The 24,799-nt window shown below is 58.5% G+C and carries 22 protein-coding genes; 19 read left to right on the top strand and 3 right to left on the bottom strand.

All coding sequences use genetic code 11. The features are described 5' to 3' along the window. Nucleotides 1-37: 37 nt before the first annotated feature. From nuoG to nuoN, 8 genes are all read left to right on the top strand, one after another. A complete protein-coding gene (nuoG, locus tag GNG26_RS15630) occupies nucleotides 38-2,761 on the top strand; it encodes an NADH-quinone oxidoreductase subunit NuoG (RefSeq protein WP_156239431.1) in 2,724 nt (907 codons plus the stop codon). After that, on the top strand, nucleotides 2,758-3,735 hold the full coding sequence (nuoH, locus tag GNG26_RS15625) for an NADH-quinone oxidoreductase subunit NuoH (protein WP_103825141.1): 978 nt from the start codon (nucleotides 2,758-2,760) through the stop codon (nucleotides 3,733-3,735). The genes nuoG and nuoH overlap by 4 nt, the downstream gene beginning before the upstream one ends. Before the next feature lie 14 nt (nucleotides 3,736-3,749). Beyond that, nucleotides 3,750-4,292 carry an NADH-quinone oxidoreductase subunit NuoI gene (gene nuoI, locus GNG26_RS15620; RefSeq protein WP_103180465.1) on the top strand — a complete coding sequence of 181 codons (543 nt, stop codon included), beginning with the start codon at nucleotides 3,750-3,752 and terminating at the stop codon, nucleotides 4,290-4,292. 11 nt (nucleotides 4,293-4,303) lie between these two features. Then, a complete protein-coding gene (gene nuoJ, locus GNG26_RS15615; protein WP_103180463.1) occupies nucleotides 4,304-4,858 on the top strand; it encodes an NADH-quinone oxidoreductase subunit J in 555 nt (184 codons plus the stop codon). After that, nucleotides 4,855-5,157 (top strand): NADH-quinone oxidoreductase subunit NuoK, encoded by a 303-nt coding sequence (gene nuoK, locus GNG26_RS15610; RefSeq protein WP_049841347.1) that lies wholly within the window; start codon nucleotides 4,855-4,857, stop codon nucleotides 5,155-5,157. The genes nuoJ and nuoK overlap by 4 nt, the downstream gene beginning before the upstream one ends. Then, entirely contained in the window at nucleotides 5,154-6,995 is a 1,842-nt protein-coding gene (gene nuoL, locus GNG26_RS15605) for an NADH-quinone oxidoreductase subunit L (RefSeq protein WP_156239430.1), read from the top strand. Before nuoK ends, nuoL begins: the two co-directional genes overlap by 4 nt. A 76-nt stretch (nucleotides 6,996-7,071) precedes the next feature. Next, entirely contained in the window at nucleotides 7,072-8,601 is a 1,530-nt protein-coding gene (gene nuoM, locus GNG26_RS15600; protein WP_103825138.1) for an NADH-quinone oxidoreductase subunit M, read from the top strand. Nucleotides 8,602-8,607: 6 nt separating this feature from the next. Continuing rightward, on the top strand, nucleotides 8,608-10,065 hold the full coding sequence (gene nuoN, locus GNG26_RS15595) for an NADH-quinone oxidoreductase subunit NuoN (protein ID WP_103180457.1): 1,458 nt from the start codon (nucleotides 8,608-8,610) through the stop codon (nucleotides 10,063-10,065). Nucleotides 10,066-10,188: 123 nt separating this feature from the next. Here nuoN and GNG26_RS15590 read toward each other — a convergent pair whose 3' ends face one another. Both GNG26_RS15590 and rnz read right to left on the bottom strand, forming a co-directional pair. Then, nucleotides 10,189-11,193 (bottom strand): chemotaxis protein, encoded by a 1,005-nt coding sequence (locus GNG26_RS15590; protein ID WP_103825137.1) that lies wholly within the window; start codon nucleotides 11,191-11,193, stop codon nucleotides 10,189-10,191. A 66-nt stretch (nucleotides 11,194-11,259) separates the two neighbouring features. Continuing rightward, complete coding sequence (gene rnz / locus GNG26_RS15585) at nucleotides 11,260-12,177, bottom strand: ribonuclease Z (protein WP_156239429.1); 918 nt, start codon at nucleotides 12,175-12,177, stop codon at nucleotides 11,260-11,262. 73 nt (nucleotides 12,178-12,250) lie between these two features. Between rnz and GNG26_RS15580 the strand changes: the two genes are divergently transcribed. From GNG26_RS15580 to GNG26_RS15540, 9 genes are all read left to right on the top strand, one after another. After that, nucleotides 12,251-12,712 (top strand): GNAT family N-acetyltransferase, encoded by a 462-nt coding sequence (locus GNG26_RS15580; RefSeq protein WP_156239428.1) that lies wholly within the window; start codon nucleotides 12,251-12,253, stop codon nucleotides 12,710-12,712. A gap of 62 nt (nucleotides 12,713-12,774) precedes the next feature. Further along, nucleotides 12,775-13,080, top strand: coding sequence for a stress response protein ElaB (gene elaB, locus GNG26_RS15575; protein WP_103180450.1), 306 nt, complete (start codon nucleotides 12,775-12,777; stop codon nucleotides 13,078-13,080). Between the two features lie 99 nt (nucleotides 13,081-13,179). Beyond that, nucleotides 13,180-14,475, top strand: coding sequence for an isochorismate synthase MenF (gene menF, locus GNG26_RS15570; protein WP_156239427.1), 1,296 nt, complete (start codon nucleotides 13,180-13,182; stop codon nucleotides 14,473-14,475). Between the two features lie 88 nt (nucleotides 14,476-14,563). Beyond that, nucleotides 14,564-16,234 (top strand): 2-succinyl-5-enolpyruvyl-6-hydroxy-3-cyclohexene-1-carboxylic-acid synthase, encoded by a 1,671-nt coding sequence (gene menD / locus GNG26_RS15565; protein ID WP_156239426.1) that lies wholly within the window; start codon nucleotides 14,564-14,566, stop codon nucleotides 16,232-16,234. Further along, the gene (gene menH / locus GNG26_RS15560; protein ID WP_156239425.1) at nucleotides 16,231-17,007 is read left to right on the top strand and encodes a 2-succinyl-6-hydroxy-2,4-cyclohexadiene-1-carboxylate synthase; all 777 of its coding nucleotides are present in this window, start codon (nucleotides 16,231-16,233) and stop codon (nucleotides 17,005-17,007) included. The genes menD and menH overlap by 4 nt, the downstream gene beginning before the upstream one ends. Then, complete coding sequence (gene menB, locus GNG26_RS15555) at nucleotides 17,004-17,861, top strand: 1,4-dihydroxy-2-naphthoyl-CoA synthase (RefSeq protein WP_103825131.1); 858 nt, start codon at nucleotides 17,004-17,006, stop codon at nucleotides 17,859-17,861. The genes menH and menB overlap by 4 nt, the downstream gene beginning before the upstream one ends. Beyond that, a complete protein-coding gene (menC, locus tag GNG26_RS15550) occupies nucleotides 17,861-18,826 on the top strand; it encodes an o-succinylbenzoate synthase (RefSeq protein WP_156239424.1) in 966 nt (321 codons plus the stop codon). The genes menB and menC overlap by 1 nt, the downstream gene beginning before the upstream one ends. Then, on the top strand, nucleotides 18,823-20,190 hold the full coding sequence (gene menE, locus GNG26_RS15545) for an o-succinylbenzoate--CoA ligase (RefSeq protein WP_156239423.1): 1,368 nt from the start codon (nucleotides 18,823-18,825) through the stop codon (nucleotides 20,188-20,190). The genes menC and menE overlap by 4 nt, the downstream gene beginning before the upstream one ends. A 93-nt stretch (nucleotides 20,191-20,283) precedes the next feature. After that, nucleotides 20,284-21,204 carry an Rpn family recombination-promoting nuclease/putative transposase gene (locus GNG26_RS15540; RefSeq protein ID WP_156239422.1) on the top strand — a complete coding sequence of 307 codons (921 nt, stop codon included), beginning with the start codon at nucleotides 20,284-20,286 and terminating at the stop codon, nucleotides 21,202-21,204. 38 nt (nucleotides 21,205-21,242) lie between these two features. Here GNG26_RS15540 and GNG26_RS15535 read toward each other — a convergent pair whose 3' ends face one another. Next, nucleotides 21,243-22,691, bottom strand: coding sequence for a catalase (locus tag GNG26_RS15535; protein ID WP_156239421.1), 1,449 nt, complete (start codon nucleotides 22,689-22,691; stop codon nucleotides 21,243-21,245). A gap of 265 nt (nucleotides 22,692-22,956) precedes the next feature. On the opposite strand from GNG26_RS15535, the gene GNG26_RS15530 reads away from it, so the two are divergent. Both GNG26_RS15530 and GNG26_RS15525 read left to right on the top strand, forming a co-directional pair. After that, entirely contained in the window at nucleotides 22,957-23,496 is a 540-nt protein-coding gene (locus GNG26_RS15530; RefSeq protein WP_103825126.1) for a YfaZ family outer membrane protein, read from the top strand. Nucleotides 23,497-23,587: 91 nt separating this feature from the next. Beyond that, nucleotides 23,588-24,787 (top strand): nicotinamide mononucleotide deamidase-related protein YfaY, encoded by a 1,200-nt coding sequence (locus GNG26_RS15525; RefSeq protein ID WP_156239420.1) that lies wholly within the window; start codon nucleotides 23,588-23,590, stop codon nucleotides 24,785-24,787. The last annotated feature ends 12 nt before the right edge of the window (nucleotides 24,788-24,799 follow it).

Raw genomic sequence — 24,799 nt, 5'->3', positions numbered from 1 at the left:
ACGCTCGGTTTCGACCGAGACAACTGGAAGCATGCTAATGGCTACGATTCATGTAGACGGCAAAGAATATGAGGTCAACGGGGCGGACAACCTGCTGGAAGCTTGTCTGTCTCTCGGCCTTGATATTCCGTATTTTTGCTGGCATCCGGCGCTGGGCAGCGTCGGTGCTTGCCGCCAGTGTGCGGTAAAGCAATATCAAAACGCGGAAGACACGCGTGGTCGCCTGGTAATGTCCTGTATGACGCCAGCCGCCGAAGGCACATTTATTTCTATCGACGATCTGGAAGCGAAACAGTTCCGCGAAAGCGTGGTGGAGTGGTTGATGACCAACCACCCGCACGACTGTCCGGTCTGTGAAGAGGGCGGTAACTGTCACCTTCAGGATATGACCGTCATGACCGGTCACAGCTTCCGTCGCTATCGCTTTACCAAGCGTACCCACCGTAACCAGGATCTGGGGCCGTTCATCTCTCACGAAATGAACCGCTGCATCGCCTGCTACCGCTGCGTGCGTTACTACAAAGACTACGCGGATGGTCAGGATCTGGGCGTCTATGGCGCGCATGACAACGTCTACTTCGGTCGTCCGGAAGACGGTACGCTGGAGAGCGAATTCTCCGGTAACCTGGTAGAGATCTGCCCGACTGGTGTGTTCACCGACAAAACCCACTCCGAGCGTTACAACCGTAAGTGGGACATGCAGTTTGCGCCAAGCATCTGCCAGCAGTGTTCGCTGGGCTGTAACACCAGCCCGGGTGAGCGTTACGGCGAACTGCGTCGTATCGAAAACCGTTACAACGGTACCGTGAACCACTACTTCCTCTGCGACCGCGGTCGTTTCGGCTATGGCTATGTGAACCTGAAAGACCGTCCGCGTCGTCCGGTTCAGCGCCGTGGCGACGACGTCATCACCCTGAACGCTGAACAGGCGATGCAGGGCGCGGCGGATATTCTGCGCCAGTCGAAGAAAGTGATCGGTATCGGCTCCCCGCGCGCCAGCATCGAAAGCAACTTCGCGCTGCGCGAGCTGGTGGGTGCGGATAACTTCTATACCGGTATCGCCCAGGGCGAGCAGGAACGTCTGCAGCTGGTGCTGAAAGTGCTGCGCGAAGGTGGTATCCATACCCCAGCGCTGCGCGAAATCGAATCCTATGATGCGGTACTGGTATTGGGTGAAGATTTGACCCAGACCGGCGCTCGCGCAGCCCTGGCGGTTCGTCAGGCGGTGAAGGGTAAAGCACGCGAAATGGCTGCGGCCCAGAAAGTGGCTGACTGGCAGATCGCGGCTATTCTCAACATCGGCCAGCGCGCGAAGCATCCGCTGTTCGTGACCAACGTTGATGACACTCGTCTGGATGACATCGCCGCCTGGACCTACCGCGCGCCGGTGGAAGATCAGGCCCGTCTCGGCTTTGCTATTGCTAACGGCCTCGACAGCAGTGCCCCGGCCGTTGAACTGGATCGCGATCTGCAGAACAAAGTTGACGTGATCGTGCAGGCGCTGGCCGGTGCGAAGAAACCCCTGATTATCTCCGGTACCAACGCTGGCAGCAGCGAGATCATTCAGGCGGCAGCGAACGTGGCCAAAGCGCTGAAAGGCCGTGGCGCCGACGTTGGCGTGACCATGATTGCCCGTGCGGTAAACAGCATTGGTCTGGGTATGATCGGCGGCGGCTCTCTGGAAGAGGCGCTGAGCGAGCTGGAATCTGGCTCTGCGGATGCCGTTGTCGTACTTGAAAACGATCTCCACCGCCATGCTTCTGCCGCACGCGTAGACGCTGCGCTCTCTAAGGCGCCGCTGGTGATGGTTATCGACCATCAGCGCACCGCCATTATGGACAAAGCGCACCTGGTGCTCTCTGCGGCAAGCTTCGCGGAAAGCGACGGGACGGTGATTAACAACGAAGGCCGTGCCCAGCGCTTCTTCCAGGTTTATGACCCGGCCTACTACGACAACACCACCCTGATGCTGGAAAGCTGGCGCTGGCTGCACTCCCTGCACAGCACCGTGCTGAGCCGTGAGGTGGACTGGACGCAACTCGACCACGTGATCGACGCCGTTATTGAAAAGCTGCCGCAGCTGGCAGGCATCAAAGATGCGGCGCCGGAAGCGAGTTTCCGTATTCGCGGCCAGAAACTGGCGCGTGAACCGCATCGCTACAGTGGCCGTACTGCAATGCGCGCCAACATCAGCGTACACGAACCGCGTCAGCCGCAGGATAAAGACACCATGTTCGCCTTCTCGATGGAAGGGAACAACCAGCCGTCTGCGCCACGTTCGCAGATCCCATTCGCATGGGCGCCAGGCTGGAACTCCCCGCAGGCATGGAACAAATTCCAGGCTGAAGTGGGTGGTTCCCTGCGCCACGGCGATCCGGGCGTACGCCTGATTGAAGCCAGCGAAACCGGTCTGGCGTTCTTCTCCACCGTTCCGGCACGCTTCCAGGCAGAAGAAGGCAACTGGCGTATTGCGCCGTACTACCATCTGTTTGGTAGCGACGAAATGTCCCAGCGTTCCCCGGTCTTCCAGACCCGTATGCCGCAGCCGTACATCAAGCTCAACCCGGCAGATGCCGCGAAGCTTGGCGTCAACGCGGGCGCGAACATCAGCTTTAGCTATGAAGGCCAGACAATCAGCCTGCCGCTGATTATCTCTGAAGGTCTGACAGCAGGGCAGGTGGGTCTGCCGATGGGTATGCCTGGCATTGCCCCGGTGCTGGCCGGCGCGCGTCTTGATAACCTGCAGGAGGCAAAAGCATGAGTTGGTTAACGCCTGATCTTATCGACATCCTGCTGAACATCCTGAAAGCGGTTGTTATCCTGCTGGTGGTGGTCACCTGCGGCGCGTTCATGAGCTTCGGTGAACGTCGTCTGCTCGGTCTGTTCCAGAACCGTTACGGACCGAACCGCGTGGGCTGGGGTGGTTCACTCCAGCTGGTCGCGGACATGATCAAGATGTTCTTTAAAGAGGACTGGATCCCACGCTTCTCGGATCGCGTGATCTTTACTCTGGCACCGATGATCGCCTTTACCTCGCTGCTGCTGGCGTTTGCTATCGTTCCGGTCAGCCCGACCTGGGTGGTGGCTGACCTGAACATCGGCATTCTGTTCTTCCTGATGATGGCAGGTCTCGCGGTTTACGCGGTGCTGTTCGCAGGCTGGTCCAGTAACAACAAATACTCCCTGCTGGGTGCGATGCGTGCTTCCGCGCAGACGCTCAGCTACGAAGTGTTCCTGGGTCTCTCCCTGATGGGCGTGGTGGCGCAGGCCGGTTCATTCAACATGACCGACATCGTCAACAACCAGGCCGACATCTGGAACGTCATCCCGCAGTTCTTTGGTTTTGTTACCTTTGCTATCGCGGGCGTGGCGGTGTGTCACCGTCACCCGTTTGACCAGCCAGAAGCCGAGCAGGAACTGGCCGACGGTTACCACATTGAATATTCCGGTATGAAGTTCGGTCTGTTCTTCGTGGGCGAGTACATCGGTATCGTCACCATTTCCGCGCTGATGGTTACGCTGTTCTTTGGTGGCTGGCATGGCCCGTTCTTACCGCCGTTCATCTGGTTCGCGCTGAAAACCGCGTTCTTCATGATGATGTTCATTTTGATTCGCGCTGCATTACCACGTCCGCGTTATGACCAGGTAATGTCCTTCGGCTGGAAAGTGTGCCTGCCGCTGACGCTCGTCAACTTGTTGGTAACGGCGGCTGTCATTCTCTGGCAGCAGCCATAAGGGGCTTTGAGATCATGACCTTGAAAGAATTATTGGTAGGCTTTGGCACCCAGGTACGCAGTATCTGGATGATCGGCCTGCACGCGTTTTCTAAACGCGAAACCCGGATGTATCCGGAAGAACCGGTATATCTGCCGCCGCGCTACCGTGGCCGTATCGTGCTGACGCGCGATCCGGACGGTTCGGAGCGCTGCGTTGCCTGTAACCTGTGTGCGGTAGCCTGTCCGGTTGGCTGTATCTCTCTGCAGAAAGCAGAGACGGTGGACGGTCGCTGGTACCCGGAGTTCTTCCGCATCAACTTCTCACGCTGCATCTTCTGCGGCCTGTGTGAAGAAGCGTGCCCGACCACGGCGATTCAGTTGACCCCCGATTTTGAACTGGGTGAATTCAAACGTCAGGATCTGGTGTACGAGAAAGAGGATCTGCTGATTTCCGGTCCGGGCAAATACCCGGAATATAACTTCTACCGGATGGCGGGTATGGCAATCGACGGCAAAGATAAGGGCGAAGCAGAGAACGAAGCCAAGCCTATCGACGTCAAGAGCCTGTTACCGTAAGGAGAGGGGCAATGGAATTCGCTTTTTATATCTGTGGCCTGATCGCCATCCTGGCTACGCTGCGAGTGATTACGCACACCAACCCGGTGCATGCGCTGCTCTATTTAATCATTTCGCTGCTGGCTATTTCCGGGGTGTTCTTTGCGCTGGGCGCACACTTTGCCGGTGCGCTTGAAATCATCGTTTACGCCGGGGCCATCATGGTTCTGTTCGTCTTCGTGGTGATGATGCTGAACCTGGGCGGCTCTGAGATCGAGCAGGAACGTCAGTGGCTGCAACCGCAGGTGTGGATTGGTCCGGCAATTCTGTCGGCCATCATGCTGGCGGTGATCGTTTACGCCATTCTGGGTGTGAACGACCAGGGTATTGACGGCACGCCAATCAGCGCCAAAGCGGTGGGTGTCACCCTGTTTGGGCCATACGTACTGGCGGTGGAACTGGCCTCGATGCTGCTGCTGGCAGGCCTGGTTGTGGCTTTCCACGTAGGTCGCGAAGAGCGCATGGGTGAAGTGCTGAGCAACCGTAAGGACGACAGCGCGAAAAGAAAAACGGAGGATCACGCATGATCCCTTTACAACACGGACTGATCCTCGCCGCGATTTTATTCGTGCTGGGCTTAACCGGTCTGGTTATCCGCCGCAATCTGCTGTTTATGCTGATTGGCCTGGAGATCATGATCAACGCTTCCGCGCTGGCCTTTGTGGTTGCCGGTAGCTACTGGGGCCAGACCGATGGTCAGGTGATGTACATTCTCGCCATCAGCCTCGCGGCTGCGGAAGCGAGTATTGGCCTGGCGCTGTTGCTGCAGCTCCATCGTCGCCGCCAGAACCTGAACATCGATTCAGTAAGTGAGTTGCGTGGATGAACATGCTTGCCTTAACCATTATTTTTCCGCTGATTGGCTTCCTGCTGCTGTCTTTCTCACGCGGCCGCTGGTCTGAAAATCTCTCTGCGACCATCGGCATGGGCTCTGTGGGCCTGGCCGCACTGGTAACAGCGTATGCGGGGATCGACTTCTTTAACAACGGACGTCAGGCTTTCAGCGTTCCACTCTGGACCTGGATGTCGGTGGGTGATTTCAACATCGGTTTTAACCTGGTGCTGGATGGTCTCTCTCTGACCATGCTCTCCGTGGTTACCGGTGTCGGCTTCCTGATCCACATGTTCGCCTCCTGGTATATGCGCGGTGAAGAGGGTTACTCCCGCTTCTTCGCCTACACCAACCTGTTTATCGCCAGCATGGTAGTACTGGTGCTGGCGGATAACCTGCTGCTGATGTATCTCGGCTGGGAAGGGGTGGGTCTCTGCTCTTACCTGCTGATCGGGTTCTACTACACCGATCCGAAGAATGGCGCAGCGGCCATGAAAGCGTTCGTCGTAACCCGTGTGGGTGACGTCTTCCTCGCCTTCGCGCTGTTCATTCTCTACAACGAACTGGGCACGCTGAACTTCCGCGAAATGGTGGAACTGGCGCCGGCGCACTTCGAAGCCGGCAACAATATGCTGTGGTGGGCAACCCTGATGCTGCTGGGTGGTGCTGTGGGTAAATCTGCACAGCTGCCGTTGCAGACCTGGCTTGCCGACGCGATGGCGGGTCCAACCCCTGTCTCTGCGCTGATCCACGCCGCCACCATGGTGACCGCCGGTGTTTACCTGATTGCGCGTACCCACGGCCTTTTCCTGATGACCCCGGAAATTCTGCATCTGGTGGGTATCGTCGGTGCGGTGACGCTGGTGCTGGCAGGCTTTGCCGCGCTGGTCCAGACCGACATCAAACGCGTTCTCGCATACTCCACCATGAGCCAGATCGGTTACATGTTCCTGGCGCTGGGCGTACAGGCGTGGGACGCGGCGATTTTCCACCTGATGACGCACGCGTTCTTCAAAGCGCTGCTGTTCCTCTCGTCTGGTTCGGTGATCCTGGCCTGCCACCACGAGCAGAACATCTTCAAAATGGGCGGACTGCGTAAGTCCATCCCGCTGGTTTACGTCTGCTTCCTGGTGGGCGGCGCGGCGCTGGCGGCACTGCCGCTTGTTACCGCGGGCTTCTTCAGTAAGGACGAAATCCTGGCGGGCGCCATGGCGAACGGGCATATCAATCTGATGGTTGCGGGTCTGGTCGGTGCGTTTATGACCTCCCTGTATACCTTCCGTATGATTTTCATCGTCTTCCACGGTAAAGAACAAATTCACGCTCACGCAGGGAAGGGGATTACCCACCACCTGCCGCTGATTGTGCTGCTGGTACTCTCCACCTTCGTTGGCGCGATGATTGTGCCACCGCTGCAGGGCGTACTGCCAGACACTACCGAGCTTGAGCACGGTCGCGTTCTGACGCTTGAAATCACCTCCGGTGTGGTCGCTATCGCGGGCATCCTGATTGCGGCATGGCTGTGGCTGGGCAAACGACAGCTTGTGACTGCCGTTGCCAACAGTGCGCCGGGCCGTCTGCTGGGCACCTGGTGGTATAACGCGTGGGGCTTCGACTGGCTGTACGACATGATCTTCGTGAAACCGTTCCTCGGCATTGCGTGGCTGATCAAACGCGATCCGCTGAACGCGGTAATGAACATCCCGGCACTCCTTTCTCGCCTGGCCGGTAAAGGCCTGCTGTTCAGCGAGAACGGGTATCTGCGCTGGTATGTAGCGTCCATGAGCATCGGCGCGGTTGTGGTGCTGGCGCTGCTGATGGTGTTGCGTTGATCGTTAAGTGAATTTTATTCGAATTCGTTGAAAATCAGGCCCCTTCTGGGGGCCTTAAAAAGGAATGCAAATCGCCATGTTACTACCCTGGCTAATATTAATTCCCTTTATCGGTGGGTTCCTGTGCTGGCAGACCGAACGCTTTGGCGTGAAGATGCCGCGCTGGATTGCGCTGATCACCATGGGATTGACGCTCGCGCTTGGCCTGCAACTCTGGTTGCAGGGCGGCTATTCACTGACCCAGTCTGCGGGCATTCCGCAGTGGCAGTCTGAATTCATTCTGCCGTGGATCCCGCGTTTCGGTATTACCATTCACCTGGCGATTGACGGTCTGTCGCTGCTGATGGTGGTGCTGACCGGTCTGCTCGGCGTTCTGGCGGTACTGTGCTCCTGGCGAGAAATCGAAAAATACCAGGGCTTCTTCCACCTGAACCTGATGTGGATCCTGGGCGGCGTAATCGGCGTGTTCCTTGCCATCGACATGTTCCTCTTCTTCTTCTTCTGGGAGATGATGCTGGTGCCGATGTACTTCCTGATCGCGCTGTGGGGCCATAAGGCATCCGACGGTAAAACGCGTATCACGGCGGCAACCAAGTTCTTCATCTATACCCAGGCGAGTGGTCTGGTGATGTTGATTGCCATCCTGGCGCTGGTGTTCGTGCACTATAACGCGACCGGCGTCTGGACCTTCAACTATCAGGACCTGCTGAAGACCCCGATGTCTCACGGCGTTGAATATCTGCTGATGCTGGGCTTCTTCATTGCGTTTGCGGTGAAAATGCCGGTGGTGCCGCTGCACGGCTGGCTGCCGGATGCGCACTCCCAGGCACCAACGGCGGGTTCCGTTGACCTGGCGGGCATCCTGCTGAAAACCGCGGCCTACGGTCTGCTGCGTTTCGCGCTGCCGCTGTTCCCGAATGCCTCCGCAGAGTTTGCGCCGATTGCCATGTGGCTCGGTGTGATCGGTATCTTCTACGGTGCCTGGATGGCCTTCACGCAGTACGACATCAAGCGTCTGATTGCCTACACCTCCGTTTCCCACATGGGCTTCGTGCTGATTGCTATCTACACCGGCAGCCAGCTGGCCTACCAGGGCGCGGTGATCCAGATGATTGCCCACGGTCTCTCCGCAGCCGGTCTCTTCATCCTGTGTGGTCAGCTGTACGAACGTCTGCACACCCGTGACATGCGTCAGATGGGTGGTCTGTGGAGCAAAATCAAATGGCTGCCAGCGATGTCGATGTTCTTCGCGGTTGCCACCCTGGGGATGCCGGGAACCGGTAACTTCGTTGGCGAATTTATGATCCTGTTCGGCAGCTTTAAAGTAGTGCCGACGATCACCGTGATCTCCACCTTCGGTCTGGTGTTCGCCTCCGTTTACTCGCTGGCGATGCTGCACCGCGCTTACTTCGGTAAAGCGAAGAGTGACATCGCTGCCAAAGAACTGCCGGGGATGTCGCTGCGCGAGCTGTTCATCATCCTGCTGCTGGTCGTACTGCTGGTGCTGCTGGGCTTCTTCCCGCAGCCGATTCTGGATACCTCGCACTCCGCGATGGGTAACATCCAGCAGTGGTTTGTTAATTCTGCTTCTACTACAAGGCCGTAAATCGCCATGACAATAACTCCACAACAACTGATTGCGCTGCTACCGCTGCTGATCGTCGGATTGACGGTGGTGGTTGTGATGCTCTCCATTGCGTGGCGACGCAATCACTTCCTGAATGCCACGCTGGCGGTTCTGGGTCTGAACGCTGCGTTAGTCTCCCTCTGGTTTGTTGGCCAGGCGGGTGCGATGGATGTTACGCCGTTGATGCGCGTTGACGGCTTCGCCATGCTCTACACCGGGCTGGTGCTGTTAGCCAGCCTGGCGACCTGCACCTTTGCTTACCCGTGGCTGGAAGGCTACAACGACAACAGAGAAGAGTTTTACCTGCTGGTTCTGATTGCTGCCCTGGGCGGCATTCTGCTGGCGAATGCCAACCATCTGGCGGCGCTGTTCCTCGGTATTGAGCTCATCTCTCTGCCGCTGTTCGGCCTGATTGGTTATGCCTTCCGCCAGAAGCGCTCTCTGGAAGCGAGTATCAAGTATACGATCCTGTCTGCTGCTGCTTCGTCCTTCCTGCTGTTTGGTATTGCGCTGCTCTACGCTCAGTCCGGTAACCTCTCGTTTGAAGCGCTCGGCAAGAGCCTCGGCGACGGCATGCTGCATGAGCCGCTGCTGCTGGCGGGTCTGGGCATGATGATTGTTGGCCTCGGCTTTAAACTCTCTCTGGTGCCGTTCCACCTGTGGACGCCAGACGTCTACCAGGGTGCGCCAGCGCCGGTATCCACCTTCCTGGCGACGGCGAGCAAAATCGCTATCTTCGGCGTGGTGATGCGTCTGTTCCTCTACGCCCCGGTGGGTGACAGCGAAGCGGTTCGCGTGGTGCTCGGCGTGATCGCCTTTGTCTCCATCATCTTCGGTAACCTGATGGCGCTGAGCCAGACCAATATCAAGCGTCTGCTCGGTTACTCCTCCATCTCGCACCTCGGCTATCTGATGGTGGCGCTGATTGCCCTGCAGAGTGGTCAGATGTCCATGGAGACCGTGGGCGTCTACCTGGCCGGTTACCTGTTCAGCAGCCTCGGTGCCTTCGGCGTGGTGAGCCTGATGTCCAGCCCGTACCGTGGCCCGGATGCCGACTCGCTCTTCTCCTACCGTGGTCTGTTCTGGCACCGTCCGATCCTCTCCGCGGTGATGACCGTGATGATGCTCTCGCTGGCGGGTATCCCGATGACGCTCGGCTTTATCGGTAAGTTCTACGTGCTGGCAGTGGGTGTGCAGGCCGGTCTGTGGTGGCTGACGGCGGGTGTCGTTATCGGCTCCGCGATTGGTCTCTACTACTACCTGCGCGTTGCCGTGAGCCTCTATCTGAGTGCGCCTCAGCAGCTCAACCGCGATGCGCCAGGCAACTGGCAGTACAGCGCGGGCGGTATTGTGGTGCTGATCTCCGCGCTGTTGGTGCTGATCTTCGGTATCTATCCGCAGCCGCTGATCACCATCGTGCAGCATGCGATGCCGCTGATGTAAAAACGCCAGAAACAAAAAAACCCGCTTCGGCGGGTTTTTTATTGCCCAGCGGCGCTGCGCTTGCAGGGCCTACAGGTTTTGTAGGCCGGGTAAGCGTAGCGCCACCCGGCAAAATGGTGCAAATTAAGCCAGCTGCTTACGGCTAATCAGCGGCCCGTCAATTTTTTTGTTTGCGCGCTCCAGCACCTCTTCAATCACCGATGAGAGCTCGTTCAGCTCGAACTTTGCCACGTAGCCATCGGCTTTCACCTTGCGGATATGATCTTCGTTGGCGTTGCCGGAAAGGGAAGAGTGGATCACCACCGGGATCTCCTTCAGGATGGCGTCGGTTTTGATTTTGCGCGTCAGGGTAAAGCCGTCCATTTCCGGCATCTCAAGGTCGGTCAGCACCAGCGAGATCTTATCGGTAATGGGCACCCCTTCCGCCTGGGCCTGCGCGGCCAGCACGCCGATCTTCTCCCAGGCCTCTTTACCGGTGATATGCAGCTGCGCCGGGATCTGCATCGCCTGCAGCCCTTTTTCCAGCATTGAGCGCGCCACTTTGGAGTCTTCTGCCACAATCGCCACTGCACCCGGCTTGATATTGAATTTGGTGATCTGCAGATCGGTAGCATGCAGGTCGTGGTTGGCCGGGGTGATGTCATAGAGGATCTGCTCAACGTCCAGCACCATCGCCAGATCGTTGGTATCCGTCTTCTCATCGAGACAGGCGATACTGGTGATATAGCGTCCGCTGACCGCGGTTTCCGCCGCATGCACCTGCTTCCAGTCCAGGCGCATGATATTTTCGACCGACTCCACGGCAAACGCCTGGACGCTACGGGCATACTCGGTGATCAGCAAAATGTTCAGCCCCGTCGTCGGCTTGCAGCCTGCCACCGCGGCCAGGTCGATAACCGGGATCACCTGATCGCGAATATTAACCATACCCATCAGGGGCGACTTCATGCCCGCCGGTTTGGTGAACGAGGGCATGGGCACAATCTCGCGAAGCTTAAAGACGTTGATGCCGAACAGCTCAGATTTGTTTTCATTCATTGAGCGGCCAAGACGAAACAGCAGCAGCTCAAATCGGTTCGACAGAGTAAGATTTGCCCTGTCATCAATGTCTTTCTGGAAGTTATCCATGTTTGCCCCTCAGTGAAAAATACCGGCCTGATAGGGTTATCGGCAGTTTCGGGGAAAACCAGAGCATTAAACGCGCACGGTAGCAAAATCTTCTGCCAACTGGCTGTCGGCAAACAGAGCGCGGCACTCGGCCAGCAGCATGGCGCAGCCTTCGGCGTCGTAACGGGAACTGACGTGGGTGACGATCAGTTTTTTTACCTGCGCGTCGCGGGCAAGCCTGGCCGCCTGATGCGTTGAGCTGTGGCCGCGGCTGTTGGCTTTTTCCTCCATCGCTACCTCCAGCGTGGCCTCATGCACCAGCAGATCGACGCCCTGAGCCAACGCAAGGGCGTTCTCGCAGGGGGCGGTATCCCCGAAGATAGCCAGCTTCTTACCCGGACGGGGTGGGGAGAGATACGCCGCGCCGTTGATAGTCCGGCCATCTTCCAGGGTGATGCTTTCGCCGCGTTTTAGCTGCTGAAACAGCGGGCCGAAGGGCACTCCCGCGGCGATCAGCGCGGCACCGTCCAGCGCGCCGGGTTTATCCCGCTCTTCAATGCGAAAACCGTAACACTCCACGGGGTGATTGAGCGCCGCAGCGGTCACCGTATAGGCATCATCTTTGAACACCACGCCCGGTTTGATCTCAATAATCTCGAGGGGATAATCTGTCCATGAGCCGCTGATCCGCAGGCTGGTTTCAACAAACGCCCGGATACCGGGCGGGCCGTAAATGGTCAGCGGCTGAATATTCCCCGCCATCGAGCGGCTGCAGAGCAGCCCCGGCAGGCCAAAAAGATGGTCGCCGTGCAGGTGAGTGATGAAAATTTTATCCAGCTTGCCGGGATGCGCGGCGGTGCGCAGCAGCTGGTGCTGCGTGCCTTCGCCGCAGTCAAACATCCACAGTCCGCTGCGGGTGGGGTGCTGGAGATCCAGCAAAATTGAGGTGACGTTGCGCGTACGGGTCGGTACGCCAGCGGATGTTCCTAAAAAAAACAGCTCCATAATGCACTCAGCCTCTGCACCGGGGACGAAAAGTCATTAGTATAACGGCTCCCCTCACGATAAGGAGACCTCAATGATCCAGTGGCAAGATCTGCACCATAGCGAGCTGACCGTTCCTGTACTTTACGCCTTACTTCAACTGCGCTGTGAGGTGTTTGTCGTTGAACAAACCTGCCCCTATCAGGACATTGACGGCGAAGACCTGGTGGGGGAGAACCGCCATATCCTTGGCTGGAAAGATAACCGGCTGGTGGCGTATGCGAGGATTCTGAAAAGTGACGACGATTTCTCTCCCGTTGTGATTGGCCGCGTGATTATCAGCCGTGAGGTGCGGGGCGAGAAGCTGGGCTATGCCCTGATGGAGCACGCGCTGCGTTCCTGCGAAAATAACTGGCCCGACAAGGCGTTATATCTCGGAGCGCAGGCGCATCTGCACGCTTTTTATGCCCGTTTTGGCTTTGTGCAGGTGACGGATATCTACGACGAAGATGGCATCCCGCACATGGGTATGGCGAAAGAGGTACAACAAGCGTAGCAGGCGGAATCGTCAAGCATTGTCTATAGTTACGGAACTGATGCAACCACATGGAGAACACTATGTCTTATCAATCATCGGATAACCATGTAGATGACGATCTGACCCTGCTGAGTGAAACCCTGGAGGAGGTCTTACGCTCTTCCGGCGATCCGGCCGATCAGAAATACATTGAGCTAAAAGCGCGTGCTGAGCAGGCTCTGCATGATGTGAAAACGCGCGTGGGTCATGCGTCCGATCAATACTATTACAAGGCCAAAAAAGCGGTCTATCGTGCGGATGATTATGTCCGTGAAAAGCCATGGCAGGGGATTGGTGTAGGCGCCGCCGCTGGTCTGGTGTTGGGTATTTTACTCGCCCGCCGTTAACAACACAGCACGAACGCTTCTCCCTGCCAACTCGGGGGTACTGCTTTTTCTGATTAGTACCCCTTATAATGTGAGGTTTTTGAGCTGGGAGAAGTTCGCGTGCACTCGATTTCCACCGCGCTGAAAGGCCTTTGCCAACAATTAGCCGACGATTTTCCCGATACCCCTGGCCTGCATTATCTCGATGTCTCCTTTGCCCTCAACGACGCATTTGATCCGCTCGGCTGGCTGAATGCCCAGCACATCTACCCGCAGTTCTACTGGCAGCAGCGCAATGGCGACGAAGAGTATGCTGCTCTCGGAGCGATAACGCATTTCCCCTCGTTATCCGCCGCCCGTCAGTTTTTAAACCGTTATCCGCACGCACCCGACCTGAAAGTGGTGGGCGTTAATGCCTTCGATCCAAAGCAGGGCAATCTGTTCCTGCCGCGCCTTTTGTGGCAGCGCTTCGGCGGGACCGCAACGTTGCGCCTGGTACTCTGGAGCGACACTTCCCTGAAAGCGGAGGCCCAGCGCGCGCGGGAGTTTATGCAGACCCTGGCGGAGAGCCAGCCTGTCGCCCCGGTCACGCAAGCGGTGGTGAGCGAAACGCATCTCCCTGACCGGGCCGGCTGGCTTCAGCTGATTACCCGGGCGACAGAGGCTATCAGCCGGGGGGAATTCGATAAAGTGGTGCTGGCCCGGGCGACAGATTTGCAGTTTAACGAGGCGGTAAACCCCGCCGCGCTGATGGCGGCCAGCCGGCAGGTCAACTTCCAGTGCTACCACTTCTTTATGCGCACTGATGCCAGCCGGGCGTTTCTCGGCTCGTCGCCGGAACGGCTGTGGCGGCGGCGCGGTTTGCTGCTGCGCACCGAAGCGCTGGCCGGAACCGTTGCCAGCCACCCGGACGATACCCATGCCGCGCGGCTGGGTAACTGGCTGATGAACGACGATAAAAACCAGCGGGAAAATATGCTGGTGGTTGAGGATATCTGCCAGCGCCTGCAGCGGGAAAATGGGGTACTTGATGTCCTCCCGCCGCAAATCGTGCGTTTGCGTAAGGTTCAGCATTTACGCCGCTGCATCTGGACCGCGCTGCAACAGCCGGACGATGAACAGTGCCTGCTGCGCCTGCAGCCCACCGCGGCCGTTGCCGGTCTGCCGCGCCAGGCGGCGTGGGATTTCATCGCCCACAATGAACCCTTCGACCGGGAGTGGTATGCCGGTTCTGCCGGGTATCTCTCGTTAGCACAAAGCGAGTTCTGCGTGGCGCTGCGTTCGGCAAGCGTTGAGGAGAGCTGTGTTCGCCTGTATGCCGGGGCGGGGATCGTCAGCGGTTCTGACCCCGATCAGGAGTGGCAGGAGATTGAAAATAAAGCTGCCGGGCTGCGCTCTCTGCTCCTAAAGGATTAATACTGAGTCATACATTCCCGATTCATATCAAAATTACATCTTTCTCTATTATTTATACTACGTCGCAATATTGATACCGGACAATTCCATGTCAGTGAGTTCCTTTAACCGGCGCTGGGCGGCGGTGATCCTCGAAGCCCTGACCCGCCATGGCGTCAGGCATGTTTGCATTGCGCCCGGCTCGCGCTCGACGCCGTTGACCCTGGCCGCCGCCGAAAACCGCGCCTTTATTCATCACACCCATTTTGATGAGCGCGGTCTCGGCCATCTGGCGCTGGGGCTGGCCAAAGCCAGCCATGAGCCGGTAGCGGTGATTGTCACCTCCGGCACGGCGGTGGCTAACCTCTATCCGGCGCTGATCGAAGCCGGGCTGACCGGTGAAAAACTGGTGCTGCTGACGGCGGATCGTCCTCCGGAGCTGATCGACTGCGGCGCCAATCAGGCCATTCGCCAGTCGGGGATTTTTGCCTCCCATCCGACAGAAACCCTGTCGCTGCCGCGTCCGACCCGCGATATTCCCGCCCGCTGGCTGGTTTCGACGGTAGATAACGCTCTGGGCGGGCTGCGTGTCGGGGCGCTGCACATCAACTGTCCGTTTGCCGAGCCGCTGTATGGCGAAATGGATGATACCGATCTTGAGTGGCAGCAGGCGCTGGGCGACTGGTGGCAGAGCGATAAGCCCTGGCTGCGCGCCCCGGCGGCGCTTTCTAGCCCGCAACAGCGCGACTGGTTCTTCTGGCGGCAGAAACGCGGTGTGGTCATCGCGGGCAGGATGAGTGCCGAGGAAGGCAAGCAGGTAGCGCAGTGGGCGCAACGGCTTGGCTGGCCGCTGATTGGCGACGTGCTCTCCCAGACCGGCCAGCCGCTGCCGTGCGCGGATCTCTGGCTCGGCAACGCCAGAGCCGTGACCGAACTGGAGCAGGCACAGATTGTGGTCCAGCTTGGCGGCAGCCTGACGGGTAAACGTCTTCTACAGTGGCAGGCCACCTGCAGGCCGGAAGAGTACTGGCTGGTGGATCCGCGGGAAGGGCGGCTGGATCCCGCGCACCATCGTGGCCGTCGGCTGGTATCCAGCGTGGCCGAGTGGCTGGAGCTGCATCCGGCGGAAAAACGCGCCCCCTGGGCAACCGACATTCCTGAACTCTCTCGCCAGGCTTGGGAACTGACGGCGCAACACAGCGACGTATTCGGTGAAGCGCAGCTGGCCCACCGTATCCATCGCTATCTGCCCGAACAGGGGCAGTTGTTTGTGGGCAACAGCCTGGTAGTACGTCTGATTGACGCCTTCTCCCGTCTGCCAGCGGGCTACCCGGTATACAGTAACCGTGGCGCCAGCGGTATCGATGGGCTGATTTCAACCGCAGCAGGGGTTCAGCGCGCGAATGCCCGTTCGACGCTGGCGATCGTCGGCGATCTCTCGGCGCTCTACGATCTGAACGCGCTGGCGCTGCTTCGTCAGGCTTCGGCGCCCTTTGTGCTGATGGTGATCAACAACAACGGCGGCCAGATTTTCTCCCTGCTGCCGACGCCGCAGAGCGAACGGGAACGCTTTTATCTGATGCCGCAGAACGTGCAGTTTGAACATGCGGCGGCGATGTTCAGCCTCAAGTATCAGCGCCCGGAAAACTGGGCGGAGCTGGAGAGTGCGCTTAACACGGCGTGGAGCAAACCCGGCGCCACGCTAATCGAGGTGGTGGTAAATGACAGCGACGGGGCGCAGATGCTGCAAAACCTGCTGGCGCAGGTAAGCCATCTATGATCCTCGCGGGAACCCAGCGTAAAGGTCAGCCGGATAAACCCTGGCTGGTTTTCCTGCACGGTTTTTCCGGCGATTGCCGCGAATGGCAGGTGTCAGGGGAGCGCCTGAGCGATTATTCCCGGCTGTATCTCGATCTGCCGGGACACGGCGAATCGGCGCACATTGCGGTGAGCAATTTCAGTGAGATGAGCCATCTGCTGAATCGCACTGTACTTAGTTACAACATACTAAATTACTGGCTGGTGGGGTACTCCCTCGGCGGCCGCATTGCAATGTATCACGCCTGCCAGCGGCCCGGGGGGCTACAGGGGCTGATTGTGGAGGGGGCGCATCCGGGGTTGAGCGATGAAGACGCGCGGACGAGCCGTCGCGCCTCCGATGCGCAGTGGGCGGCACGCTTGCGCCATGAACCTCTGGCGTCGGTGTTTGCCGACTGGTATCAGCAGCCGGTATTTGCCTCGCTAACCCCCGCGCAGCGCGAACAGCTTGTCGCCCTGCGTAGCCAGAATAATGGTCCAGCTCTGGCCGCCATGCTCCAGGCGACGTCGCTTGCCGAACAAGCCGATTTACGCCCTGAGCTCGCCTCGTGCGCACTTCCTTTTTTCTATCTCTATGGCGAGCAGGATCCTAAGTTTCGGGATATTGCCCGGCAGCTTACCGCCACCCGCCATGAAATTCCTCACGCCGGACATAACGCCCATCGGGAAAACCCCGCTGCGGTGGCTGAGCGTCTGGCCCAGATACTCCGTCTTTCAATTAAGGACACTCTATGATCTACCCTGATGAAAACATGCTCTATGCACCGGTGGAATGGCTGGACTGCTCCGAAGGCTATACCGACATTCGCTATCACAAGTCCACTGACGGCATCGCCAAAATCACCATTAACCGTCCAGAGGTGCGTAACGCGTTTCGCCCGTTAACCGTCAAAGAGATGATTCAGGCCCTGGCGGATGCCCGTTACGACGACAACATCGGCGTTATCGTTCTGACCGGCGAAGGCGAAAAAGCGTTCTGCGCCGGGGGCGACCAGAAAGTGCGCGGCGACTACGGCGGATATCAGGATGACTCCGGTGTTCACCACCTGAACGTGCTCGACTTCCAGCGTCAGATCCGCACCTGCCCGAAACCGGTTGTCGCAATGGTGGCGGGCTTCTCTATTGGCGGTGGTCACGTGCTGCATATGATGTGTGACCTGACCATTGCCGCGGAGAACGCCATCTTCGGCCAGACCGGACCAAAAGTCGGTTCCTTCGACGGCGGCTGGGGTGCCTCTTATATGGCGCGCATTGTCGGACAGAAAAAAGCCCGTGAGATCTGGTTCCTCTGCCGTCAGTACAACGCTCAGGAAGCGCTGGACATGGGCCTGGTGAACACCGTGGTGCCGATTGCCGACCTCGAAAAAGAGACCGTTCGCTGGTGTCGTGAAATGCTGCAGAACAGCCCGATGGCGCTGCGCTGCCTGAAGGCGGCCCTGAACGCCGACTGCGACGGTCAGGCGGGGCTGCAGGAGCTGGCAGGCAATGCCACTATGCTCTTCTACATGACCGAAGAGGGCCAGGAAGGACGTAACGCCTTCAACGAGAAGCGCCAGCCGGACTTCAGCAAATATAAACGGAATCCGTAATGCGCAGCGTGCAGATCTACCGCTGGCAGATACCGATGGATGCGGGTGTGGTACTGCGCGAGCGGCGGTTAAAAACCCGCGACGGTCTGTTTATTCATCTGCAGCAGGATGGTCGGGAAGGGTGGGGAGAGATCGCCCCCTTACCGGGCTTCAGCCGTGAAACGCTGGAGGAAGCCGAAACGGCAGTGCGGGCATGGTCTGGCGCGTGGCGCAACGGCGAGGCGCCGCTGTTGCCAGGTTTGCCTTCGGTAGACTTTGGCATCAGCTGTGCGCTGGCGGAACTGGACGGCAGCCTGCCGGAACAGGCGGACTATCGCGCCGCACCGCTCTGCACCGGCGATCCCGATGAGCTGTTTGCTGCACTGGCGGCGATGCCGGGCGAAAAAGTGGCGAAAATCAAGGTGGGTCTGTATGAAGCGGTGCGCGACGGGATGGTGGCGAACCTGCTGCTGGAAGCCATCCCGGATCTGCGCCTGCGTCTGGATGCTAACCGCGCCTGGACGCCGCTGAAGGCACAGCAGTTCGCGAAGTATGTCAATCCGGCCTGGCGCGATCGCATTGCCTTTCTGGAAGAGCCCTGTAAAACCCGCGCGGACTCGCTGGCCTTCGCCCGCGAGACAGGGATCGCCATTGCCTGGGATGAAAGCCTGCGCGAGGACGATTTTATATTCGTTGCCGAGCCGGGAGTCAGAGCGGTGGTCATAAAACCCACGCTCACCGGCTGCCTGATGAAAGTGCATGAGCAGGTAAAAGCGGCCCATGCCCTGGGGCTGACGGCGGTCATCAGCTCGTCCATTGAGTCGAGCCTCGGTCTGACCCAACTGGCGCGTATTGCCGCGCAGTACACCCCGGATACGGTACCCGGGCTGGACACCCTGAGCCTGATGCAGGCGCAGCTGCTGCGATCCTGGCCGGGCAGCACCTTGCCATGTCTGGGCCGTGAGGCGCTGGAGCCGCTGCTATGACTTTTTCTGACTGGCCATGGCGGCACTGGTGCGCGTACAAGGCTGACCAACCGGCGCTGCGGCTTAACGGTGAGAGCCTGAGCTGGCGCGAGCTCTGCCAGCGTACCGATACGCTGGCGAGCGGTTTTGTGCAGCAAGGGGTGCGCGAAGGTGATGGGGTAATGCTGCAGGCGCACAATCATCCCGACACGCTGCTGGCCTGGCTGGCGCTATTGCAGTGCGGGGCACGCATCCTGCCGGTGAACCCGCAACTGCCGCGTTCCGTGCTAGAGATCCTGCTTCCGCCCCTGACGCTGCGCTTTGCGCTGGTACTCAACGGTGATGGCGGTTATGCCGGCCTTTCTGATCTGACGCTTGCCCCGCAGCAGGGAACCGCAGGCGCCCTGTGGCAACCAGAACGGCTGGCGACGATGACCTTAACCTCAGGCTCGACCGGGCTGCCGAAAGCGGCGGTGCATACCTGTGCTGCCCACCTTGCCAGTGCCGAAGGGGTACTGTCGCTTCTGCCCTATACCGGCGAGGACGACTGGCTGCTCTCCCTGCCGCTGTTTCACGTTTCCGGACAGGGGATCCTCTGGCGCTGGCTACTAGCCGGTGCCCGGCTCACCGTCTGTGAAAAACAGCCTCTGGAGCAGATGCTGCAGGGCTGCACCCACGCCTCGCTGGTGCCTACCCAGCTCTGGCGTTTGCTCAATACCGGCGAGGATGTTGCGCTCAGAGCTGTGCTGCTGGGCGGCGCGGCGATCCCCGTTGAATTAACCCAGCGAGCCGCAAGCCGGGGCATTCGCAGCTGGTGCGGCTACGGCCTGACGGAGTTTGCTTCCACGGTGTGTGCCAAAGAGGCGGATGGCCGGGCGGATGTCGGCTACCCCCTGCCGGGCCGGGAAGTGAAGCTGGTGGAGGGCGAAGTGTGGCTGAAGGCCCCCAGCATGGCCAGCGGCTACTGGCGTGACGGCAAGCTGGTCAGTATTACCAACGCGCAGGGTTGGTTCGCTACCCGCGATCGCGGTGAAATGGTTGACGGACGCCTGTCGATCCTTGGTCGCATGGATAACCTTTTTTTCAGCGGCGGGGAAGGGATCCAGCCGGAAGAGCTGGAGCGGGTGATCGTGACCCATCCGCAGGTGAGCCAGGTGTATGTGGTTCCCCTGGATGATGACGAGTTTGGCCAGCGGCCGGTGGCGGTGGTCGAATGCGAGGCGGGAGCGGATATCAAACAGCTTCCGCACTGGCTCAGCGACAAACTGGCGCGCTTTCAGCAGCCAGTGCACTGGCTGGTGCTCCCGGCAGAGTTGAAAAATGGCGGGATTAAGATCTCCCGTCGCGCCCTGCAACAGTGGGTTCACCAGTCGTTAAGAGGCTGATTTGCGAGCCTGCTCGGGAAAGGAGGTCAACAATCTTACCTGCAGCAGGCGCTGTGCTATTTTCCGGCAAAAGGAACTGGCGCAAGGGAAAATATGCACAGCCCATCAACACCCAACCCGCATGACGCGGTGTTTCGTCATATTCTGTCGCAGCCGGAGACGGCACGTGATTTTTTAACGATCCACTTGCCTGAACAATTACGCGCACTCTGTGATTTATCATCATTGCGGCTGGAGTCTGGCAGCTTTGTCGAAGAGGATCTTCGCCAAAGCCATGCCGATCTCCTCTGGTCCGTTAATACTTCTAACGGCGAGGGGTATATTTATGTGCTGATCGAGCATCAAAGCTCCCCGGATCGGCACATGGCCTTTCGCCTGATGCGCTACGCGATTGCCGCCATGCAGCGACATCTCGACAAAGGCCACCGCGAGCTGCCGCTGGTGATCCCGCTGCTGTTTTATCATGGTCGGATCTCACCTTATCCAGGGTCGTTGCGCTGGCTCGATGGCTTTCTGATGCCTGAACAGGCCGAATCTCTTTATACCGGCCCCTTTCCCCTGGTTGACATCACCTGTCTGCCGGACGAAAGCATCATGCAGCACCGCCGGATTGCGATGCTGGAACTGCTGCAAAAGCATGTCCGGCAACGGGACATGCTGGAACTTCATGAGCATCTGGTCAGGATCCTGGCGCTGGGATACACTGGCAACGCCCAGCTAAAAACGTTGCTGAACTATCTTCTTCAGGCCGGTCATACCGCCGATCCCGCAGCGTTTTTGCAGGCATTAGCACACAGGACGAAGGATCATCAGCATAAGGAGACATTAATGAATATTGCGCAATATCTCCGGGAAGAGGGCATGGCTCAGGGATTAAGTCAGGGCAGAGCGGAGGGCGTTGAACAGGAAGCGCTTCGTATCGCGAAGACCATGCTGGAAAAGGGCCTGCAGCCTGAGATGGTCACCCAACTCACCGGGCTGGCACCCGAGATTGTCGAGCAGGCCAGACATTAATTATTCGAAAAACGGGAGCCTGGGCTCCCGTTAGTTTTTTACTTCTCTTCCGCCAGACGCATCAGCGCAGCCTGGACACCCGCGCCATAGTGCGGATGGACTTCGCTGAAAAGGGCAATCTGACGCGCCTGAATGAACGCCGGCACATCCTTCATATCCCCGGCGATGCGGTCAAACATACGCTGATGCTCTTCCGGGCTCAGGAGTTCAAATAGCTTGCGCGGCTGGCTGAAGTAGTCGGTATCTTCCCGATGGTTCCAGTGATCAGCGGCACCTTCAAGGGACAATGGCGGTTCACTGAAGTCAGGCTGTTCCTGGAAGACGCCAAAGCTGTTTGGCTCATAGGTGGCGCCGTTGCCGCTGTTGCCGTCCACACGCATGGCACCGTCACGATGATAGTTGTGGAACGGGCAGCGCGGGGCGTTAACCGGAATTTGATGGTGGTTGACGCCTAAGCGGTAGCGGTGTGCATCACCGTAGGAGAAGAGGCGCCCCTGCAACATACGATCCGGTGAGAAGCCAATCCCCGGCACCACGTTAGCAGGCGACATCGCCACTTGCTCAACTTCCGCAAAGTAGTTATCCGGGTTACGGTTCAGCTCCAGCACACCCACTTCCATCAGCGGATAGTCGCCGTGCGGCCAGACCTTGGTCAGATCGAACGGGTTGTAAGGCACCTTCGCGGCATCGCTTTCCGGCATGATCTGCACATAAAAGGTCCAGCGCGGAAAGTCCCCTTTTTCGATAGCGGTGAACAAATCACGCTGCGAGCTCTCGCGATCTTCCGCGACCAGGCGTTTGGCTTCATCATCCTGCAGGTTCTCAATACCCTGCTGCGACTTGAGGTGGAATTTCACCCAGAAGCGTTCGTTGTTATGGTTAATAAAGCTGAATGCGTGGCTGCCGAAACCGTGCATGGTGCGATAGGAGCGCGGCAGGCCGCGATCGCTGAAATCAATGGTCAGCTGGTGCAGCGTTTCCGGCAGCTGGGAGAAGAAATCCCATTTGTAAGTCGGGTTACGCAGGTTGGTACGCGGATCGCGTTTCACGACGTGATTAAGATCCGGGAACTTCAGCGGATCCCGCAGGTAGAAAATCGGCGTGTTATTCCCGACCAGATCCCAGTTGCCTTCCTCGGTGTAAAACTTGATCGAGAAACCGCGGATATCACGTTCCGCATCCGCAGCGCCACGTTCGCCAGCCACAGTGGAGAAGCGGACAAAAAGATCGGTTTTTTTACCGACGGTGGAGAACAGCTTCGCGCGGGAAAAAGCGGTGATGTCCTGGGTGACGGTAAAGGTGCCGTATGCGCCTGAGCCTTTAGCGTGCATGCGACGTTCCGGGATCACTTCCCTGTCGAAATGGGCCAGTTTTTCCAGGAACCAGACATCCTGCAGCAGCATCGGCCCGCGTGGACCCGCCGTGGCGACATTATTGTTATGGGAAACGGGGCAACCGGATGCCGTGGTTAAACCTTTTTTGCTCATATTGTCTTCCTTCTTTATCAGTATTGGTGGGTAATTCCGTTTTGAGCGCAGATTAATCTAAGTAAATTAGGGTGGGTGATTATTGATCGAGCGCAATGTTACCGGGTGTAACCTGTTTCCCTGGCTTTAACATTGTTAAAACCTGTAAGTATCAACTCGTTACAATCTAATTTTTTATTACATCACGTCGTCGTTGATCGCTGGCCCACGCACGTTAAAATCACGCGCTTTGGGGCTTTCTATAAAATTGTGCGGGATCACGACAATGAAAAAAGTGGCATTACTGGGCTTAGGCCTGATGTGTGTATCGGCAGCGGCCAACGCTATTTCCTTCAACGGCTCGGCGGGCGAGGACTATACCCACCTGGGCTTTGGTCTTGGCACGGATAGCGCAGGCCTGGCGATGACCGGCGGCTGGACGCATAACGACGACGATGGCGATGCGGCAAGCCTGGGCCTCGGTTTTAACGTTCCGCTTGGTCCATTCCTGGCGACCGTCGGCGGTAAAGGCATTTACACCAACCCGAACGACGGTGACGAAGGTTACGCGGCGGCAGTGGGCGGCGGACTGCAGTGGAAAATTGGCGACAGCTTTGGTCTGTTCGGCGAGTACTACTACTCTCCGGACTCCCTCTCCAGCGGCATCGACAGCTATGAAGAGGCGAATGCTGGTGCGCGCTGGACCATTATGCGTCCGATTACCATCGAAGCGGGTTATCGCTACCTGAACCTGGCGGGCAAAGAGGGCAACCGCGACAACGCCCTTGCTGATGGCCCGTACGTGGGCGTGAGCGCAGGCTTCTGATCCCCCGGCGCGGCCTCCTGCCGCGCCTGTTTCTCTTTCTCCCTCCGCCGATTGCGTTATAGTGTTTTCACCACCTAAGCGGGAGAACACAATGATAAACGTGGAGATGCTGTCCACTGGCGATGAAGTGCTGCATGGACAAATTACCGATACCAATGCGGCCTGGCTGGCTGATATTTTCTTTGAACAGGGATTACCGTTAACGCGCCGTAATACGGTGGGCGATTCGCTGGACGCACTGGTCAATATTTTGCGCGAGCGCAGCGAACATGCGGATGTCCTGATTGTGAATGGCGGGCTTGGCCCAACCAGCGATGACCTGAGCGCGCTGGCCGCCGCCACGGCAAAAGGTGAAGAGCTGGTGCTGCACACCGAGTGGCTCAGCCATATGGAGCGTTTCTTCAGCGATCGCGGCAGGGTGATGGCTCCCAGCAACCGCAAGCAAGCGGAAATCCCGGTCAGCGCGGAGCTGGTGGATAACCCGGTCGGCACCGCCTGTGGTTTTGCCATTCAACTTAATCGCTGCCTGATGTTCTTTACCCCCGGCGTCCCGTCCGAATTTAAGGTGATGGTCGAACAACAGATCCTGCCGCGTCTGCGCCAGCGTTTTACCTTACCTGAACCCCCGATCTGTTTACGTCTCACTACTTTTGGCCGCTCGGAGAGCGACCTGGCGCAGAGCCTGGATCACCTGAGCTTACCGGCAGGTGTGACGATGGGGTATCGCTCTTCCATGCCGATTATCGAGTTAAAGCTCACCGGCCCGGCCACGGAAAAAGACGCGATGCTGGCCTTGTGGCCTGAGGTGCAGCGCGTGGCGGGCGAAAGCCTGATCTTTGAAGGCACCGAAGGGCTTCCGGCACAAATCGCCCGCGATCTGCAGGACCGTCAGTTGAGCCTGACCCTGAGTGAGCAATTCACCGGCGGCCTGCTGGCGTTACAGCTCTCGCGGGTAAGCGCTCCGCTGCTGGCAAGCGAAGTGGTGCCGTCCCAGGAGGAGACCCTGGCACAAACTGCCCACTGGGTTGCCGAGCGGCGCGTAAAACACTTTGCCGGTCTGGCACTGGCGGTGTCGGGTGTGGAAGAGGATCATCTTAACTTTGCCCTGGCTACCCCGGAAGGCACCCATGCCCTGCGCGTTAAGATGAGCGCGGCGCGCTACAGCCTGGCGGTGCGTCAGGAAGTCTGCGCCATGATGGCGCTGAACATGCTGCGTCGCTGGTTGAACGGCAAGCCTGTGGCCAGCGAGCACGGCTGGATCAACGTGGTGGAATCGCTGTTCGTTGAGTGACCGGTTTGCCGG

Origin of the sequence: Leclercia sp. J807 (assembly GCF_009734465.1) — a bacterium.
GTDB lineage: Bacteria > Pseudomonadota > Gammaproteobacteria > Enterobacterales > Enterobacteriaceae > Enterobacter.
Note: the sequence above shows the minus strand (reverse complement) of the source record. Positions and strands in the feature narration are given on the sequence as shown.

Coding starts and splice junctions, on each gene's coding strand:
- GNG26_RS15580 (WP_156239428.1), top strand. CDS start 12,251: ATGATCCAGTGGCAAGATCTGCACCATAGCGAGCTGACCGTTCCTGTA.
- elaB (WP_103180450.1), top strand. CDS start 12,775: ATGTCTTATCAATCATCGGATAACCATGTAGATGACGATCTGACCCTG.
- nuoL (WP_156239430.1), top strand. CDS start 5,154: ATGAACATGCTTGCCTTAACCATTATTTTTCCGCTGATTGGCTTCCTG.
- GNG26_RS15525 (WP_156239420.1), top strand. CDS start 23,588: ATGATAAACGTGGAGATGCTGTCCACTGGCGATGAAGTGCTGCATGGA.
- nuoM (WP_103825138.1), top strand. CDS start 7,072: ATGTTACTACCCTGGCTAATATTAATTCCCTTTATCGGTGGGTTCCTG.
- rnz (WP_156239429.1), bottom strand. CDS start 12,177: ATGGAGCTGTTTTTTTTAGGAACATCCGCTGGCGTACCGACCCGTACG.
- GNG26_RS15530 (WP_103825126.1), top strand. CDS start 22,957: ATGAAAAAAGTGGCATTACTGGGCTTAGGCCTGATGTGTGTATCGGCA.
- nuoK (WP_049841347.1), top strand. CDS start 4,855: ATGATCCCTTTACAACACGGACTGATCCTCGCCGCGATTTTATTCGTG.
- menC (WP_156239424.1), top strand. CDS start 17,861: ATGCGCAGCGTGCAGATCTACCGCTGGCAGATACCGATGGATGCGGGT.
- nuoG (WP_156239431.1), top strand. CDS start 38: ATGGCTACGATTCATGTAGACGGCAAAGAATATGAGGTCAACGGGGCG.
- GNG26_RS15535 (WP_156239421.1), bottom strand. CDS start 22,691: ATGAGCAAAAAAGGTTTAACCACGGCATCCGGTTGCCCCGTTTCCCAT.
- nuoJ (WP_103180463.1), top strand. CDS start 4,304: ATGGAATTCGCTTTTTATATCTGTGGCCTGATCGCCATCCTGGCTACG.
- menE (WP_156239423.1), top strand. CDS start 18,823: ATGACTTTTTCTGACTGGCCATGGCGGCACTGGTGCGCGTACAAGGCT.
- GNG26_RS15590 (WP_103825137.1), bottom strand. CDS start 11,193: ATGGATAACTTCCAGAAAGACATTGATGACAGGGCAAATCTTACTCTG.
- menD (WP_156239426.1), top strand. CDS start 14,564: ATGTCAGTGAGTTCCTTTAACCGGCGCTGGGCGGCGGTGATCCTCGAA.
- nuoI (WP_103180465.1), top strand. CDS start 3,750: ATGACCTTGAAAGAATTATTGGTAGGCTTTGGCACCCAGGTACGCAGT.
- menH (WP_156239425.1), top strand. CDS start 16,231: ATGATCCTCGCGGGAACCCAGCGTAAAGGTCAGCCGGATAAACCCTGG.
- menB (WP_103825131.1), top strand. CDS start 17,004: ATGATCTACCCTGATGAAAACATGCTCTATGCACCGGTGGAATGGCTG.
- GNG26_RS15540 (WP_156239422.1), top strand. CDS start 20,284: ATGCACAGCCCATCAACACCCAACCCGCATGACGCGGTGTTTCGTCAT.
- nuoH (WP_103825141.1), top strand. CDS start 2,758: ATGAGTTGGTTAACGCCTGATCTTATCGACATCCTGCTGAACATCCTG.
- nuoN (WP_103180457.1), top strand. CDS start 8,608: ATGACAATAACTCCACAACAACTGATTGCGCTGCTACCGCTGCTGATC.